The sequence below is a fragment of the Actinosynnema sp. NPDC037264 genome (genome assembly GCF_055603705.1).
The window spans coordinates 126,697-143,058 of sequence record NZ_JBVJVK010000014.1; the positions used below are offsets into that span (position 1 = coordinate 126,697).

General features: G+C 71.8%; 19 protein-coding genes. 10 read left to right on the plus strand and 9 right to left on the minus strand.

The genetic code is table 11. The features are described from left to right. Positions 1-314 precede the first annotated feature (314 nt). Complete coding sequence (locus ACZ7GX_RS18250) at positions 315-887, plus strand: hypothetical protein (RefSeq protein WP_498778089.1); 573 nt, start codon at positions 315-317, stop codon at positions 885-887. Between the two features lie 30 nt (positions 888-917). Here the strand turns inward: ACZ7GX_RS18250 and ACZ7GX_RS18255 are convergent, their stop codons facing one another. Next, the gene (locus ACZ7GX_RS18255; protein ID WP_498778091.1) at positions 918-1,904 is read right to left on the minus strand and encodes a DUF5937 family protein; all 987 of its coding nucleotides are present in this window, start codon (positions 1,902-1,904) and stop codon (positions 918-920) included. 58 nt (positions 1,905-1,962) lie between these two features. Here ACZ7GX_RS18255 and ACZ7GX_RS18260 point away from each other — a divergent pair, with 58 nt between their 5' ends. Continuing rightward, positions 1,963-3,213, plus strand: a complete 1,251-nt coding sequence (locus ACZ7GX_RS18260) for an MFS transporter (RefSeq protein WP_498778093.1) — start codon at positions 1,963-1,965, stop codon at positions 3,211-3,213. Beyond that, complete coding sequence (locus tag ACZ7GX_RS18265) at positions 3,210-4,139, plus strand: DMT family transporter (RefSeq protein WP_498778095.1); 930 nt, start codon at positions 3,210-3,212, stop codon at positions 4,137-4,139. The genes ACZ7GX_RS18260 and ACZ7GX_RS18265 overlap by 4 nt, the downstream gene beginning before the upstream one ends. A 51-nt stretch (positions 4,140-4,190) precedes the next feature. Here ACZ7GX_RS18265 and ACZ7GX_RS18270 read toward each other — a convergent pair whose 3' ends face one another. Further along, a complete protein-coding gene (locus tag ACZ7GX_RS18270; RefSeq protein WP_498778097.1) occupies positions 4,191-5,009 on the minus strand; it encodes an MBL fold metallo-hydrolase in 819 nt (272 codons plus the stop codon). A 123-nt stretch (positions 5,010-5,132) separates the two neighbouring features. Between ACZ7GX_RS18270 and ACZ7GX_RS18275 the strand changes: the two genes are divergently transcribed. From ACZ7GX_RS18275 to ACZ7GX_RS18285, 3 genes are read left to right on the plus strand one after another with little or no spacing between them, the layout of a single operon-like run. Further along, entirely contained in the window at positions 5,133-5,522 is a 390-nt protein-coding gene (locus ACZ7GX_RS18275; RefSeq protein WP_498778100.1) for a winged helix-turn-helix transcriptional regulator, read from the plus strand. An 18-nt stretch (positions 5,523-5,540) separates the two neighbouring features. Beyond that, positions 5,541-6,386, plus strand: a complete 846-nt coding sequence (locus ACZ7GX_RS18280; RefSeq protein ID WP_498778203.1) for an alpha/beta hydrolase — start codon at positions 5,541-5,543, stop codon at positions 6,384-6,386. 36 nt (positions 6,387-6,422) lie between these two features. After that, on the plus strand, positions 6,423-7,610 hold the full coding sequence (locus ACZ7GX_RS18285; protein ID WP_498778102.1) for a low temperature requirement protein A: 1,188 nt from the start codon (positions 6,423-6,425) through the stop codon (positions 7,608-7,610). Positions 7,611-7,704: 94 nt separating this feature from the next. On the opposite strand, the gene ACZ7GX_RS18290 is transcribed toward ACZ7GX_RS18285, so the two are convergent. From ACZ7GX_RS18290 to ACZ7GX_RS18315, 6 genes are all read right to left on the minus strand, one after another. Further along, positions 7,705-7,872, minus strand: coding sequence for a hypothetical protein (locus ACZ7GX_RS18290; RefSeq protein ID WP_498778104.1), 168 nt, complete (start codon positions 7,870-7,872; stop codon positions 7,705-7,707). Positions 7,873-7,909: 37 nt separating this feature from the next. Continuing rightward, the gene (locus ACZ7GX_RS18295; protein WP_498778106.1) at positions 7,910-8,677 is read right to left on the minus strand and encodes a helix-turn-helix transcriptional regulator; all 768 of its coding nucleotides are present in this window, start codon (positions 8,675-8,677) and stop codon (positions 7,910-7,912) included. A 125-nt stretch (positions 8,678-8,802) separates the two neighbouring features. Further along, complete coding sequence (locus tag ACZ7GX_RS18300) at positions 8,803-9,504, minus strand: TetR/AcrR family transcriptional regulator (protein ID WP_498778110.1); 702 nt, start codon at positions 9,502-9,504, stop codon at positions 8,803-8,805. Between the two features lie 100 nt (positions 9,505-9,604). Then, complete coding sequence (locus ACZ7GX_RS18305; protein WP_498778113.1) at positions 9,605-11,734, minus strand: transglycosylase domain-containing protein; 2,130 nt, start codon at positions 11,732-11,734, stop codon at positions 9,605-9,607. 109 nt (positions 11,735-11,843) lie between these two features. Continuing rightward, positions 11,844-12,029 (minus strand): hypothetical protein, encoded by a 186-nt coding sequence (locus ACZ7GX_RS18310; RefSeq protein ID WP_498778115.1) that lies wholly within the window; start codon positions 12,027-12,029, stop codon positions 11,844-11,846. Between the two features lie 215 nt (positions 12,030-12,244). Continuing rightward, positions 12,245-12,676 carry a nuclear transport factor 2 family protein gene (locus ACZ7GX_RS18315; RefSeq protein ID WP_498778117.1) on the minus strand — a complete coding sequence of 144 codons (432 nt, stop codon included), beginning with the start codon at positions 12,674-12,676 and terminating at the stop codon, positions 12,245-12,247. Between the two features lie 53 nt (positions 12,677-12,729). On the opposite strand from ACZ7GX_RS18315, the gene ACZ7GX_RS18320 reads away from it, so the two are divergent. Further along, entirely contained in the window at positions 12,730-13,230 is a 501-nt protein-coding gene (locus ACZ7GX_RS18320) for a winged helix-turn-helix transcriptional regulator (protein ID WP_498778119.1), read from the plus strand. Positions 13,231-13,299: 69 nt separating this feature from the next. On the opposite strand, the gene ACZ7GX_RS18325 is transcribed toward ACZ7GX_RS18320, so the two are convergent. Then, positions 13,300-13,899, minus strand: a complete 600-nt coding sequence (locus ACZ7GX_RS18325; RefSeq protein WP_498778121.1) for a TetR/AcrR family transcriptional regulator — start codon at positions 13,897-13,899, stop codon at positions 13,300-13,302. A 58-nt stretch (positions 13,900-13,957) separates the two neighbouring features. Here ACZ7GX_RS18325 and ACZ7GX_RS18330 point away from each other — a divergent pair, with 58 nt between their 5' ends. The 3 genes from ACZ7GX_RS18330 (at position 13,958) to ACZ7GX_RS18340 (ending at position 16,249) form a co-directional block, all read left to right on the plus strand. Then, a complete protein-coding gene (locus ACZ7GX_RS18330; RefSeq protein WP_498778123.1) occupies positions 13,958-14,635 on the plus strand; it encodes a molybdopterin-dependent oxidoreductase in 678 nt (225 codons plus the stop codon). A 100-nt stretch (positions 14,636-14,735) separates the two neighbouring features. Then, positions 14,736-15,518, plus strand: coding sequence for an alpha/beta fold hydrolase (locus ACZ7GX_RS18335; RefSeq protein ID WP_498778125.1), 783 nt, complete (start codon positions 14,736-14,738; stop codon positions 15,516-15,518). Continuing rightward, a complete protein-coding gene (locus ACZ7GX_RS18340) occupies positions 15,515-16,249 on the plus strand; it encodes an SDR family NAD(P)-dependent oxidoreductase (RefSeq protein WP_498778128.1) in 735 nt (244 codons plus the stop codon). The genes ACZ7GX_RS18335 and ACZ7GX_RS18340 overlap by 4 nt, the downstream gene beginning before the upstream one ends. The last annotated feature ends 113 nt before the right edge of the window (positions 16,250-16,362 follow it).

The following is a 16,362-nucleotide window of genomic DNA, read 5'->3' on the forward strand; positions in this document are numbered from 1 at the left end:
GCGATGCCGCGATTGAACGTCGACCCGAGCGCGACCGGTCCGAGGCAGGGCGGCCAACCTCCCCCGTGATCAGCTCCGAGCCTTCGGCCACGACGCGTTCCACGACCTCGCGGACGGTCGGGATGCGCTGCCGCGGCGGAAGGTCGCACGATCACCGACGCCGACCTCGACGGCATCCGCAACATCCGCCGCTGCGGCGCCTACTCCCGCATCCGTGACGCGATCAAGGCCGGTGCCGAGAACATGTGAGCGCCCGCTTCCGGGTCGAAGGGACCACGGCCTGCGCGCGATCCCGGCTGGTGTTTACTTTTCCCATGACGTCAACACAAGTCGTTACCTACCGGCGTTTCGCGGGCCGGCTCGTCGAACTCGGGATGGTGACCGAGGCGCGGGTGGCCGAGGCCCTGTCGGCCATCGCGGAGTGGCGCGACCCGGACGGGGAACTCCCGATCGACGAGCGGGCGGCGGCGCTGGTCGAGCTGGGTACCGCGGTGAACGTGCACACCGATGACGTCGGCCTCGACGGCCCCGATCTGGTGGATGCCTACGAGGAGGTCCTGACCGCCGCGGCCGCGTGCTCCGGTGGGTCGGTGGTCGTCGAGGACGTCGAGCTGACCGAGCAGGACGACGAGGACGCCGCGGGCGACTGGCTGCTGACCTTCACCCGCAACGGCCAACCGGTGTCCTGGAGCATCGACGACCACGGCGAGTACCTCGACACCCTGTCGATCTACGAGTCGATCAACGACCTGCGGCCGACCGGTGACGTGCAGCGGAAGTTCCACCTGCTGTCCACTTCGCCCGGTGCCGACCAGGTCTACGTGCTCGCGTCGGAGGCGCAGCTCGCCGTGCTCACGGGCGAACTGGGCGTGTCGTCCGGCACCTGACGGGAACAGGCCGCCGGCCCGCACTCGACGTCAACGCATGAGGTTGTCGCCGCGCGCGGTGCGGGCGTAGTAGACCTCGCGGCCGGCGCGGGCCTTCGAGGCGAGTCCGGCGGCGACCAGTCGGTGGAGGTGGACCGACACCCCGCCGGGCGCGAGGGTGAGCGACCGTGCCAGTTGGTCGGTCGTCGACGGCACGTCCAGCAGCGCCAGGAGCCGGGCCCTGGCGGTTCCCAGGACGGCCGCGAGGTCATGGCTGGTCTCCTCCGGTTCCCAGAGGGCTCCGACACCGCGCGCGGGATACCTGACCACGGGGGTCCAGGGCTCGGCGGTCTTGACGTAGACCCGGGGCCAGGCGAACGCCGAGGGGACCAGGACGAGGCCGCGGCCGGTGAGGACGCGGTCGGGGTAGGCGACTTCGGTGGTGCGGTTGCCTATCGACAGCGTGTCGCTCGTGGGATCCCAGCGGATATCCGGGTGCAGTCCGTTGAGCACGGCGCCAGGACCCTGGTCGGCAGTGGACAGTGCCCGCTGGTGGATGTCGCGTTCGAGGATGCCCCGGATCGCGGGCCACCTCGGCTCGATGGTCCGCGACCAGTACGCGCGCAGGTCGGCCACCAGACCGCGCAGTTCCCGCCGCGGCGCCGTGATCAACGGGACCAGTGATGGCGGGACCCCGTCGGGATGCGTGCCGCGCACTTCGCGGCGCACGACGTCGACCGGCGTGGCCAGGACGACCGCCAGCTCGTCGTCGATGTCCGCGAGCGGTGAGTCGGGCGTCGGCGCGAGGAACCCCGGCAGGTGGCCCGGGTGCCGGCCGGCGAGGTCCCTCAGACCCTGGTGGCGGGGGTGGGTGAGGACGGGGTCGTCCCGGTGTCGGGACAACCAGGGCATGTGGATCGCGTGCGTACCCGGCCGTCCCAGGACCCGCAGGCTGGCGAGGAGTTCCCAGGCCGGTGAGATCGCCCAGCGCAGCCGGCTGAGGTCCGCGGCGTCGAGCCGGATGCGCACCTCCCACATGGATTCACTCTAACGTGAATCCGATGCCCCCGTGCCCGGCGTCGTCGACGCTGCCGCCATGACCACGCACGTGCGACCGCCCGACACCACCGAGTCGGCTCGGGATCGCGGCCGTTACCTCGTCGCCTCCGGCGTTGCCTTGTGGGGCGCGCAACTCGGGGTCGCGGCGGTCCCGCTGACGGCGGTCGCGTCGCTGTCCGCCGACGCCCGCGGCACCGCGCTGCTGTCGGCCACCGTCGCCGTGCCCTTCATGCTCCTGGGCCTGCCCGTGGGCGCCTGGCTCGACCGCGTCCGACGTCGACCGGTGATGATCACCGCGGACGTCGTTCGGGCGGTGACCCTGGCCACGGTGCCCATCGCGGAGTGGCTCGGTTCGCTGACGTTCCTCCTCCTCTGGGTGGTGGTGCTGGTGAACGGGGTCGCGACGGTGTTCTTCGACCTCGGCACCCAAAGCCACCTCAAGGACCTCGTTCCGGCAGACCGGTTGGTGAGGACCAACGGCAGGCTGGCGACCCTCACCCAGACCGCCCTGATCTGCGCGCCCCCGCTGGCGGGCTGGGTCGCGGGGGTGCTCACGCCGTCCGCCGTCCTCGCCGCGACCGCGGTCGGTTACGCGTGGTCCGCGGTGTGGCTCTCGCGGCTGCGCACCCCGGAGCCCGTCCGTCCCGCCGACGCGCCCCGGCAACGGCTCCTGGCCGACATCCGTGACGGTGTCCGGTTCGTCCGGCGGCAGCCCGTGCTCCTCGCCGTCCTCGGCGCCGGGTGCCTGGTCAACTTCGGCAGCGCCGCGTTCACGGCGGTCCTGCCCGTGCGCGCACTGGTGGACCTCGGCTGGTCCGAGTCGCAGCTCGGGACCTACCTCGGCGCCGGGGGAATCGGCGGCTTGCTGGGAGCCGTGACGGCGAACAAGGTCGCCGGCCGGTTCGGCGCCGGTCGCTCGGTCTTCGTGATCGGCCTGCTCGTCGCTCCCGCCACCGCGGTGCTGCCGCTCACGGGAGACCCGGTTCCCGGCCACGTCGCCGCGGCCGCCTGGGCGCTGATCATCTACAAGATCGGCTTCGACGCCGTCGTCATGATGAGCTTCCGCCAGGCCGTCACCCCCTCCGCCCTGCTGGGCCGGGTGAACGGCACGATGAGGGTCCTCTTCACCGCCGCCGTCGCGGTCGGCGCGGCCACGGCCGGCACGGTCGCGACAGCGGCCGACAACCGTGCCGCCCTCATCGTGGCCTCGGCCGCGCTCGGCCTGGTGTGGGTACCGATCGCGTTGTCACCCCTGCGCCGCATGTCCACGTTGGATGGTGCGCGGTGACGATCAGGACGCGGTGGTCGACGATCGCGGTGATGATCGCGGTGAGCCTCGGCTGGGGGTGCTCGTTCCTGCTGATCCGCGAGTCGCTGCTGGTGACCGACGCGTACGGGGTCGCGTTCGGCCGGGTCGCCCTCGGCGCCGTCGTCCTGGGCATGATCCCGGCGGCCAGGCAACGGGTGCCGCTGCGCGCCTGGCCGGGGCTCGGCGCGCTCGCGGTGACGTGGATGGCCGTTCCCATGGTGTTGTTCGCGCTGGCCGAACGGGGTGTCAGTTCGGCGACCGCGGGGATGATCAACGGTTCAGCGCCGGTGTTCACCGCGATCGTCGCCGCCGTGCTCACCAGGACGGCACCCGGTCGGCAACGGCTGCTCGGCCTGCTCCTCGGCGTTCTCGGGGTCGCCGCGATCGGACTGCCCGGCGCCGCCCAGGGCGCCGGAGCACCGTTGGGCGTGGTGCTGGTCCTCATGGCCGTCGCGGTCTACGGCGTGGCGTTCAACATCACCGGTCGGCTCCAGCGCGAGCACGGAGCCCTGCCGGTGATCTGGCGCTCCATGATCATCGCGACCCTGCTGCTCGCACCGGTCGGGCTGCCGGACCTCCTCGACGCCCGGCCCGTTCCGCACGGGATCCTGGCACTGGTGCTGCTCGGCGGCGTCAGCACCGCCGCGTGCTTCGCGCTGTTCGCCTGGCTCGCCGGGACCCTCGACCCCACCCGGGCATCGGTCGTCACCTACGCCGTACCGGTGGTGGCCCTCCTCATGGGCGTGCTCCTCGGCGGCGAATCAGCACACGCGCTCGCCCTCGCGGGGGTGGTGCTGATCGCCGCCGCGGCGTACCTGGTGCAGCGGCCGGAAGCCCGCCGGTCCCGACCGACCACTGAGGACCACCCTCCGGACCGCGGACACCGAGTCGGTCGGAACGCCTGAACGTCGGGACCGTCGGCGCCGGTCGCCGGAGTCCTCCCGAGCCGGAGTGCTTCACTCCCCGCGAATCGCGGTCAACACCGGCTCGATGCTGAGCTGCATGAGGAAGAGGAGCTTGTCGTGGGGAACGAGACGGTGCATGGCGGCGGTGACCTCCTTGGTACGCGACTCCTCGTCGCGGTCGGCGGTGGCCCGGACCGCGTCGACGAACGCCTCGACGTAGCGGCGCTGCTCGACGAACAGCTCCTTGCCGCCCGGGGCGCCGTGTCCGACGTGGAGGACGACGTCGTCGGGCAGGGTCCGGTGGAGCTCGTCGAGCTGCTCGGTCCAGGAACCGTGGTGGCCGTCGGCGAGAAAGGCGTGCATGTCGTTGTAGACGACGTCGCCGGTGAAGAGCGTGACGTCGTCCAGCGCCCAGACGGCGTCGGCGTGCGACTCGCCCGCGCCCAGGTCCCGCACGGTGAACGTGAGACCGCCCAGCTCGACCGACTCGCCGTCGTGGACGATCCGGGTCGGGAACGGCCGTTGCGCGGGCCACTGGTCGCCCATCATCGGCCCGACGACCTGGTTCTTGAGCGCGTCGTCGCGCCGGATGACCTGGTCCACCGCGGCCGTGCTGACGATGGGGACGTCGAGACCCTCCGTGATCGCCGCCAGCCCCGCGTAGTGGTCGGGATGGGGGTGCGTGATCAGCACGCCGGCCAGCGGGCGGCCGCCGCGGTCGACGGCCGCGCGGACCCTGGCGGCGTCGTCGACGGTCAACTGCGCGTCGACGACCACCACGCCGTCGGGGCCTTCGACGAGGTAGGAGTTCACCGCCATGGTGCGGCCCTCCACCCGCTCGATGACCGGGGTGCGGTTTGAGATCATCATGCCGAGAAGGTGTCCCGGACCGTCGCGGCGCACCAGTAGGCACTTCCCAGTGCCTGGGCACCGAAAAGTGCGTACTGGCTCTCAGGACCGGTATGGCATTCAATTGCACCCGTGGAGGGAGCCATGTCCGAACCGGAGCCCCCGTACGTGTGCCCGGTGGACGTGCCACTGCGGCACCTGGGCGGGAAGTGGAAGCTGATCGTCTGCTTCTACCTGCTGCAACGGCCGTGTCGCCATGGTGAGCTGACCCGCCTCATCCCGCAGGTGTCCCACAAGATGCTCACCCAGCAGCTGCGCGAGCTCGAAGCCTCGGGTCTCGTGCGGCGGACGGTGTTCGACCAGGTGCCGCCGAGGGTGGAGTACTCCGTCGAAGAGGCGGAACGCGCGGCCCTGGAGCCGCTGGTGGCCGCGATGTGCCGGTGGGGACTGCGCTATGTGGACGGACACGGCGGGGAGGTCCTCACCACCAGCCTCCCGGACGGCTTCCTCCCTTCACGACCACAGCAGGAGTAGACGTTGCAGCACGTGACCATGCGCACCCCCGACGGCATCGACCTGGCGGCCGTGCTGCGACCCGGGCGCGGCGCCGGACCACGGCGGGCCGTGGCGTTGACCGGACCTTTCACCGGCGTGAAGGAGCAGGTCGTCGCCACCTACGCCGAAGGGCTGAGCGAGCGCGGCATCACGACCTTGACGTTCGACCACCGCAACTTCGGCGCCAGCGGTGGGACCAACCGCCAGTACGAGGACGCGGGCGGCAAGCTCACCGACCTGCAGACCGCCGTCGGATTCCTCCACGGGCACCCCGACGTCACCGAGGTCGGTCTGGTCGGGATCTGCCTGGGGGCCGGGTACGCGTTGAAGGCCGCGGCCTTCGACGGCCGGGTCCAGGCGTTGGTCACGGTCGCGGGCGCGTACAACAGCCCTCAGGCCATGCAGGCCGGTTTCGGGCGTCGGGCGTACCGCGCGAAGCTCGCCGACCTGCTCGCGAGCGGCGCCGACGTCATGCCCGCGGTGTCCCCGGACGGACCCGCGGCCATGCCCGGACCCGAGCCGTACGAGTACTACGGCACCAGCCGCGGGTCGGCGCCGACCTGGCGCAACGAGGTCACGACCGCCTCGATCCACACGCTGCTGACGCTGGACGCGGCCATCGGCGCGGACTTCGTCTCGCCCACGCCGGTGCGGATCATCCACGGAACCCGCGACGAGTACTGCTCGCCCGAGGGCGCCCGGGGGATCTTCGACCGGCTGGGCGAGCCGTCGGACCTGGTGTGGATCGACACCACCAACCACATCGACCTCTACGACCAGCCTCGCTGCGTCGAACCGGCCGTCGAGTCGGCCGCGGCGTGGTTCCACGAACACCTGGGCTGACCGGCGCCACCGTCCATTCCACACCCGAGGAGAGTTGTGTCCATCTCGCCGTCCCCGCGGCCACGTCTCCGCGTCACCACAGGCAGCGAGGGCGACCGGGTCACCACGCTGGAACTGTTCTTCGACCTCGTCTTCGTGTTCGCGTTCACCCAGGTCACCGGAATGATCACCCACGGCGACCCGCCCCGCTCCCTCCTCCAGGGGTTCATCGTCGTGTCACTGCTCTGGTGGGCGTGGTCCTCCTACGCGTGGCTGGCGAACCAGGCGCGCGCGAACCGCGGCCTCCTCCGGGCCGCCTTCGTGGTGGCGATGGTCGCGATGTTCGTCGCCTGCCTGACCATCCCGGAGGCGTTCCACGAGGTGCCCGGCGGTGTCCCGGCAGCAGCCATGCTGGTGTTCTGCTACGCCGTCGTGCGCTGCGCCCACCTGGCGGTCTACCTGGCCGCCGCGGCCGGCGACAAGGTGCTGCGGCGTCGCGTCGTCCTCACCGGCGCGACCTCCGTCGCCCCGACCGTGGTCATCCTCGCCGTCGGCGCCGCGATCGGGGAGCCGTGGCAGACGTGGATCTGGCTCGCCGCGGTCGCGTACGACTTCGCCGCCATCTACGTGGGTGCGCGCGGTGGCGGGTGGATCGTGCAGTCGGCCGCCCACTTCGCCGAACGCCACGGCCTGGTCGTCATCCTGGCGCTCGGCGAATCCATCATCGCCGTCGGCGTCGGCGTGGCGAACCGACCGCTCGACTGGGCCGTCGTTACCGGAGGCGTCCTGGCCATCACCATCGCCATCGCGCTGTGGTGGCAGTACTTCCACCGCAGGTTCGAGCACCTCGAACACGCCCTGGAGTCCCGCCACGGCCACGACCGCTCCCGGCTGGCCTCCGAGGTCTTCACCTACCTCCACTTCCCGCTGATCGCCGGCATCATCCTCACCGCGCTCGGGCTCGAACAGGCCATGGCGCACCTCAGCGACGACCACCTCGGGCCGCTCGGCGGCTGGGCACTCGGCGTCGGACTCGGCTGCACCCTTCTGGCATCGGCGCTGACGATCGCACGCACCGGCGGCGGCATCCCGCCCCTGAGGTGGGTGGGCCCCGGCGTGCTCCTCGCGTCCGGCGCCCTCCTCGCCACCCTGCCCCCGCTCTGGGCGCTCGCCCTCGCCACCTTGCTCGTCGGGGCGGTCTGCGTGCACGACGAACTGCGATCCGCGGACCGAACGGCCTCGTGAGGTTCCCGTCACCCGACCCTCGACGGCGGTGACACCGCACCCGACGCCGATCCGGCACCGCTTCCCCCGAGCGGTCCGGTCGCGTCGGCCACGGTCACGGCGCGCCGCCCCCGCACCGGTCTTCGTGCTCCGCCAACGCTTCGAGGTCGTTGTCCCAGTGGCCGCAGCGGTAGCACGAGTGCGTCACGCGGTGCAGGAACTGCGAGCGATCCTCGTCCGGCAGCTGGTGCTGCCACGGCTTGAGGTCCATCACCACGACCACCCCGCCCCTGCTCCACAGTGGATGGATTCGTGCGCCGTCATCCGCATCTCGGCAGGAACAGGCCCGTGCGGTAGGCGAGCGTGATCGCGTGCGCGCGGTCCTTGGCGCCGAGCCGGCGCAGCACGCCCTTCACGTGGGTGCGGACCGTCTCGACCGACACCACGAGCGCGTCCGCGATCTCCACCGACGTCATACCGACCGCGATCATCTCCAGCACCTCGCGCTGCCGCGGCGACAACCTCTCGACGCCCCCGCGAGCCACGCCACCGGCCGGCGGCGCCTCGACCGTGACGCCGCGAGCACGGACGGGAGCAGCGGGCACGAGCGCCGGACGGCGGCTCCGGTGAGCCCTCAGGATCAGCGCCACGAGGTCGGAAGGACCGGCGCCCAAGGGCACGACGCCGTGCGCACCGGCCGCTCGTCCGACGCGGACCACGTCCGGTGCCGGGCGCTCGCCGTTCAGCAGCCCGAGCACCACCGGCACCCGGCCGGGACCGGCGAGCTCGGCGATCAGCGCGCCACTCGGGTCGACGGCGCTGTCGACGAGGACCACGTCCGGGCGCACGTGGCGCAGGCACCGGAGGGCTTCACCCCGCGTGGCGACGGCCCCCAGCCAGCGCAGCCCGGCCCGTCGGATCACGGCGTGCAGCCCTTCACGGACCAGCGGCGTGGCCACGACGGCCGCGACACCCACCACCCCGGGCCCGACGCCGGAGGGCGACCGGGGCCCGACAGCTCGATCCACCGGCTCGGCCAAGTCGACCACCAGCCCTTCCCGCCACCACGACCGCGGTGCCGGCGTCACCGGGCAGCGGACACACAACTACACCGACAGTGATGTAACAGGTACAGCACCGTATCAGTCATCCCCACCGTCGGCTACTCAGCGCAGCGGCGTGTCGCACAACGTGCACGATGTGGCATGAGGACTCACGCCGGACCTTCGGGCAGCTCCGGCAGCGGGACGTCCGGGTCGAGCTCGACGCCGGCGTCCCGCAGCTCGTCGTCGACCAGCGCCCACACCGCGGCCGACAGCCGCCGCACCAGCCGCGCCTCGTCGATCGCGCCGGGCACGGCCAACCACCGCACCGTCGTCGACTCCACCAGCCCGGCGACCCCGAAGGCCACGAGGTCCGCGCGCGCCGGGTCCGCGCCGAGCAGCCGCAGGTACCCGCCGAGCAGCTCGCGCAGCCGGTCGGCGACCTGCGCGCGCAGGTCGGCCGCACGCCCACCGCGACCGGGCGCGAGCCCCGTGGCGCGCACCACCATGTAGTCGTACAGCGAGGCGTTGCACACCATCCAGGACACGAACGTCCCCACCACCTGGCCGATCACCTCGCGGGCGGTGCCGCTCGGCCGGACCAGGCCGGGCAGGATCTCCTCGGCGAACAGCTCCGCGACCCGGCCCGCGACCGCGTCGTGCAACTCGTCGGCGTCGGCGAAGTGCCGGTACAGCTGAGGCCGGGAGACACCGGCCCGGTCCGCGATCCGCTCGGTGGACACCCACGGACCGTGCTCGACGATGGCCGCCAGGGCCGCGTCCACGATCTCCGCACGGCGTTTGTCCCGGTGCCCGGCCCACCGGGCAGTCCTGCCGTCCACACCCGCGCCCCGCCGACCGCCTTCCGCCATCCCGGCAGCGTATCCACGACGACGGTGGTCGACGGCAACGGTTCACCCGATGTCGGATCCCGTGGCCGTACCGCCGACGCCCGAAGCAGCTCGGGCGCCTTCAGGGCCTGAGGTAGCGCGGCTCCACCGGCGGCATGGGTTTCACCGGCAGGCCGACGTGGGCCTTGGTCATGAAGTCGAACCACGTGCGCGCGGGCAGGGTGCCGCCGAAGATGTCGCCCTCCCCGCACAACCGGGGCGGCCCGGCGCCGATGCAGATGCCGCTGGGCGAAGTGCTGTCGTTGAAGACCTGCACGGCGCCCGCGTAGTCCGGGGTGGCGCCGAGGAACGCCGCGGACTTGTACTGCTCCGTGGTGCCGGTCTTGCCCAGCATCGGCCGCGTCCACCCGAACTGCTTCGCGGCCGCGGCGGCCGTGCCCCGGTTCCGGTCGTCCTCGCTCAACCCGACGGCCAACGCGTTCGCCAACGCCTCTTCCACCACCTGCTCGCACGGCGCCTCGCGGAACTCCACGGGCGTGCCGTGCCGGTCGAGGATCCGGCTGATCGGAGAGGGCCGGCACCACGTCCCGCCCGAGATGATCGTCGCGGCGACGTTCGCCAGCTCCAGCGTGCTCGTCGGCGCGGGGCTCAACGTGAACGAGGCGTTCCGGGACTTCTTGAAGAACTCCGTCTGAGAGACGCGCAGGTCCTTCTGCTTCGACGTCCGGTCCGGTGGCACGCCCGCGATGTTGGTCGCCATCGTGTCCCGCATCCCGAGCCGGTGCGCCATGTCGACCACCGCGTCCAACCCGGTCTTCTCCTCCAGGATCACGAACGCCGTGTTGGGCGAGGTCGCCAACGCCTCCTTCAACGTCATCCGGGGCGGGTAGCTGCCGTCGAAGTTGCTCAGGCAGTACCAGTGCGTGGACGGCTCCCCGGTCCCCGGGCACCCCGGCGCGCCGCCGAAGAACACGTGCGAGGTGTAGGACGTCGGCGACTCGACGACGCTCTCGATCCCGTACCCGTGCTCCAAGGCCGCCGCGGCGGTGAACACCTTGTAGACCGACCCCGCGCCGAACTTGTTCTCGACCCCGCTGGGCAGGTCGAACTGCGTCTGGAACCGGGCTTGGTCGAGCCCGTAGTCGCGGTTGGCCGCCAGCGCCACCACCTCGTGCCGCTCCTTGCCCGGCCGCACGACCGCCGCGGTGTTCGCGATGCCCGGCGTCGGCTTCGGCACCTGCGCCTCGGCCGCCTGCTTGGCCTGGATCGTGAGCGCCCGGTCCATCGGGGTTTGGACGGTGTAGCCGCCGACCTTCAGCTCGTTGAGCGTGTAGCCGTTGTCGGTCAGGTAGTCCAGCACGTACGAGCAGTAGAACCCGAACTCCGGCCCGGCCCCGACGCACCCGGTGGGCAGGGGCCGCACGGGGGTGCTCAGCCCCAGCGGCGCGCGCTTGTGCGACTGGGCTTGTTCCGGGGACAGCTTGGCGTTCTCCAGCATGAGGTCGATGACCAGGTTCCGCCGCTCGATCGCCTTGTCCGGCCGGGCCTCCGGGTCCAGGAACGTCGGGCTGTTCACCATCCCGGCGAGCATCGCCGCCTGCGGCACGGTCAGCAGGTCCGGCGTGGTGTTGAAGTACGCCTGGGACGCCGCCGCGATGCCGTAGATCGTGCCGCCGAACGGCACCACGTCCAGGTACCGCGACAGGATCTCGTCCTTGCTCAGCTGCGATTCCACGTGCATCGCGATGCGCGCCTCGCGCAGCTTGCGGGCGATCGTCTGCTCTTGCGCCTCCTTCTGCCCGGCGACGTCGTTCCGCGCGAGCACGTGCACGAGGTGGTTCTTCACGTACTGCTGCGTGATCGTCGACGCGCCCTGGGAGATGGTGCCCGTGGCCCCGTTCTTCAGCGCCGCCCGCGCGGTGGCCAGCCAGTCGACGCCGTGGTGCTCGTAGAACCGGCGGTCCTCGGCGGACACCAGCGCGTCCTTCATGACCTGCGCGACCTTGTCCGGCGGCGTGAGCACGCGGTACTGGTCGTAGAGGTAGGCGAACGGCACGCCGTCCTTGTCGGTGATGGTGGTCATCAGCGGCGGCGGCGAGCCGACCACGGTGACCGACATCGCCGCGACGTAGTCGCTCATCAGGTTCGACGCGATGCCGATCACGCCGACGACCGGGATCGCCATCCCGGCGAGCAGCAACCCGGCCACCAGGCAGAGGCCGAGGAGCTTCGCGAAGCATGCGGTTCGCATGGCAGGAAGTCACGTTCGGATGACCCGCCGGAGGGTGTCACGCGGTCGTGTGCGCGGTAACGCGTTCTCGACGCCTACCCCGGCATCGTGCGGTCGGCCGGGCGTGGGTTCACGCGGCGTCGGATCGGGTGGGCGCGGCGCCGACGACATCGGCCGCGTTCGGCACGCCCTTGGGCGGATTGGCATCGACCCCGCCGTCGACCTCCCGGAGGCCGGCCGCCCGGCGGTCCCCCGGGCGGGCAGCCTCGTGCAGCGACTCGATGAACGGTTCCCAGTCCACTCGGAACGAGGTCATGGTTCCCACCTCCCGTACGGTGCGCCCATTACCGCAACCATGACCGAGCGGCAGGGGAACTGCCACCAGGGTCAGGGCTTTTCACCCTCGCGGGGGGGAGGGATCGTGCTCGATCCGACAGGAAGATCACGTCGCGTGCCGTGAGAACACCGTCCACCACGCGATCCGGTACCAAGGTCGCGAGTCGCTTGACTCGTCGTCGATCCCGCTCGACCTCACGGTGCGGTCGCGCGCAGCTGCGACTGCCGGCGCAGCGCGCGGTCCAGGGCGAGGGTGTCCTCCAGCACCACGTCGTCGACGACGCGTCCCCAACGCAGTGTCACCCACTGGATCGCCTGGTTCTCGTAAGGGGTTCCGTCGTCCAGCGTCCCGGCGACCCGGAGCCTGGCCGCCACGGTGGTGGACCAGGGCCAGCCGGAGACGACGACGTCGGTCAGCGCGAGTCGGACGTCGGGCAGGTGCTCGGTGAACCGGTCGAACCACGCCCGGAAGGCGTTCCGGCCGCGCGTCTCGGCGCCCAGGGCGGTATCGCCGACGAAGTGGAACCTCATGTCGGGTGCGGCCATCGACACGGCGGCCTCGTAGTCGCCCGCGTGCATCCGCCGCCACGTCCTTCTGATGATCGCCCGCACGGTCGCGTGGTACATGATCGGGACCGTAACCTGGTGACTTGCAACTTGCAAGCCACTAGGCTGAGGTCATGACACGCACGGACTTCGCCGGGATGGCCTGTTCGATCGCCCGGTCGGCCGCGCTGATCGGCGACCCGTGGTCGCTGCTGGTGGTGCGCGACATCGCACTGGGCCTGCGCCGGTTCGACGAGTTGCAGCAGGACCTGGGCGTCGCCACCAACACGCTCACCGACCGCTTGGAGCGACTGGTGACCGGCGGAGTCCTGGTCCGGGAGCGGTACTCGCGGCGGCCGGATCGCTACGAGTACGCGCTGACCGAGAAGGGACGGCAGCTCGTGCCGATCCTGCTCGCGCTGACCGCGTGGGGCGACCGCTGGGAGTCCGCCGAGGAAGGCCCGCCGCTGGTGGTCCGGCACCACACCTGCGGCGAGGTGGCCACGGCCGAGGTGACCTGCTCGGCCTGCGGTGACCCGGTCGCCTTGAGCCAGGTCGATTTCCACGCCGGCCCCGGTGGCCGCACCGACAGGGGAACCGCGCTGTTGTCCACCCGGCTCGGCCCCAGGACGTGACCGTTCCACAGTGGACGTCCACGAAGGGCACTCGGTTGCCCGCGCCCCCGTGCTGAACGCCCGTTCGCCTCACGGCCGCACGGCACGGGATTCGACGAGGGCGCGGACCGTGGTGGCGACGAGGTCGCGGTGCGGTTCGGGTGAGGTCCCGCGGCGCAGGTGGCGGCGGACGATCGCGTAGGGCACGTCCACCACGGCGATCGACACCAGCTCCGCGTGCTCGGGCGCCGCCGTGCCGAACAGCTCGGTCGCCAGGTCGCGGATCAGCTCCGCCACGGGAGCGTTGAGGTCGGTGAGCGCCCGCCGGGTCTCCGGCGGCAGCTCGGCCTCGGCGAGCAGTTGCGCCCGGTCGGCCTGGAGCAGCAGCCGGGCGTCGGCGGGGTGGCGGACCGCGAACTCCACGGTCCAGTCGGCCGCCGCGAGCAACCGTTCGAGCCCGGAGCCGGTGGTGGCGGCGAGCAGACCGGCCTGGAAACGGGTGACGGTGCGCAGCCACACCTCGGCGAACAGGCGCGTGCGTGAGCCGTACCGGTGGTAGATCGACCCGGTGGGCGCGCCGCTGAGCGCGCTGATCGCGCCCGTGGTCGCCGCGTCCGGACCGCCTCGCACCAGCAGGTCGCGAGTGGCGTCGAGGATCACGTCGTCGCTGTGCACCCGACGCCTGGACATGCCGTCAGCTTAGAGGAGGTATTCTAGAGCGAGCATTCCAATAAAGGATGAGGCGATCATGGTCACCAGGTCGGACAGCCCGCCGTTGCCGCCCGGTCAAGTGCCCGCTCCCCTGCGTCGGTTCGGGCTGCCGCAGTTCGCCCGGGTCCGCCCCCAGGAGCCGACCGGCCCGGTCGTGACCGTCACCGGCTTCGTCGAACGTCCCGCGCAGCGCCCCCTCGGCGAGCTGCTCGGCGCCCACCCGCGGCACGAGCAGCGCGCCGACCTGCACTGCGTCACCACGTGGAGCGCACGAGACCTGCGCTGGGAGGGCGTGCGGTTCCGCGACGTCCACGAGACGCTGACCGACGAGGTGGGCGTCGCGCGGACGGCCGCTTGGGTCACCTTCACCGGCGTGGACGGGTACCGGTCCTGCCTGCGCCTCGACGACGCCCTCGCCGACGACGTGCTGCTCGCCGACCACCTCGACGGGGCGGCGCTCACCACCGACCACGGCGCTCCCGTCCGCCTGGTCGCGCCCGCCCACTACGGCTACAAGAGCGTCAAGCACGTGTGCGCCATCGAGTACTCCCCCACGTTCGACCCGGGCTCGGCGAAGTGGGCGGCGCACCCGCGCGGTCGCGTCGCGCGCGAGGAACGCAGCCGGTACCTGCCCGGCCCGCTCTGGCGCCCGATCTGGCGCGCACTGCTGCCCGGGGTCCGCCACCGGTACGACGACACGCCCGCGACACCGTAGGAACGCCGGGGCGATGTCGGGGGTCGTCCAGCACCGTCTCATTGCACCGAGAGCATTGTTTTCATTGCACTGAGGTGTGCGCCGAACCTAGCCTCGGTCCGTGAGCACAATCTCGGTAAACGGCATCACCGTCGACTACACCGACACCGGCACCGGCCCCGCGCTCCTGCTGGTGCACGGCCACCCGTTCGACCGTTCCATGTGGACACCGCAGCTGACCTGGCCGGGTTGGCGGGTCGTCGCACCGGACCTCCGCGGCTACGGCGCGAGCACGGTCGTGCCCGGGGTGACCCCGCTCGGCGACTTCGCCGACGACCTGGCCGCGCTGGCCGACGCCCTGGGCATCGACCGGTTCGTCCTCGGCGGGTTGTCCATGGGTGGCCAGGTCGTGCTCGAATGCGTCCGCCGGTTCCCGTCCCGCATCCGCGGCCTCCTGCTGGCCGACACGTCCGCGCCCGCCGAGACGCCTCAGGGCAAGGCGAGCCGGAACGCGATCGCCGACCGGGTGCTGCGCGACGGCATGGCCGACCACGCGGCCGAACTGCTGCCGACGATGGTCGCTCCCGACGCCGATCCGCAGGTGAAGGCGCACGTGCTGGCCATGATGCGGGCGGCTCCGCCCGAGGGCGCGGCCGCCGCGCTGCGGGGCCGGGCCGAGCGGCCTGATTACACCGACCTGCTCGGTGCAATCCAGGTGCCGACCCTCGTCGTGGTCGGCAGCGCCGATGAGTTCACCCCCGTCTCCGAGGCCGTGTTCCTCAGCGACCGCGTCCCCGGCTCGACGCTCGCGGTCATCGACGGCGCCGGCCACCTGCCGAACCTGGAACGCCCCGCCGAGTTCAACCAGGCGCTGGCCGCGCTGCTGGGGCAGGTGGCGGCGTGATCGTCCTCGTCACCGGCGCGAGCAGCGGGTTCGGCGCGGCGATCACCCGGCGCTTCGCCGCCGCGGGCGCCCGCGTGGTGGCCGCGGCCCGTCGCGTCGAGCGCATCCCGGCCGGCAGCCGGATCCTGCCGCTGGCGCTGGACGTGCGGGACCCGGAGGCCGTGCGGCACGCCGTGGCCACGCTCCCCGCCGCGTACGCCGACATCGACGTGCTCGTCAACAACGCGGGCCTGGCCCTGGGGCTCGACCCCGCGCACCGAGCGGACCTCACCGACTGGGACCGGATGCTCGACACCAACTGCCGGGGGCTCGTCCACTGCACCCGCGCCGTGCTGCCGGGCATGGTGGCGCGCGACCGCGGGCACGTGATCAACATCGGTTCGATCGCGGGCACCTACCCGTACCCGGGCGGCAACGTCTACGGCGCGACGAAGGCGTTCGTCCGGCAGTTCAGCCTGAACCTGCGCGCCGACCTGCACGGCAGCGCGGTGCGGGTGACGTGCGTCGAGCCGGGCTTGTGCGAGGGCACGGAGTTCTCGCTGGTGCGCTTCGCCGGCGACCAGCCCCGCGCCGCCGCGGTCAGCCGGGGCACGTCCGCGCTCACCGCCGACGACATCGCGGCGACCGTCGAGTGGGTCACCGCGCAGCCGCCTCACGTCAACGTCAACACGATCGAGCTGATGCCGGTGTCGCAGAGCTTCGCACCGCTGGCCGTGCATCGGTCCACCTGACCGTTCCCGCGGTGAGCCGCGGTTCTCCTGCTGGAGAGGGATTCGCGGGCTCACCAGCGGCTAAGGCGCTGTGACAGTGGCGCTCAAGCCGAAGTTCCCAGGCTGTGCCGGAC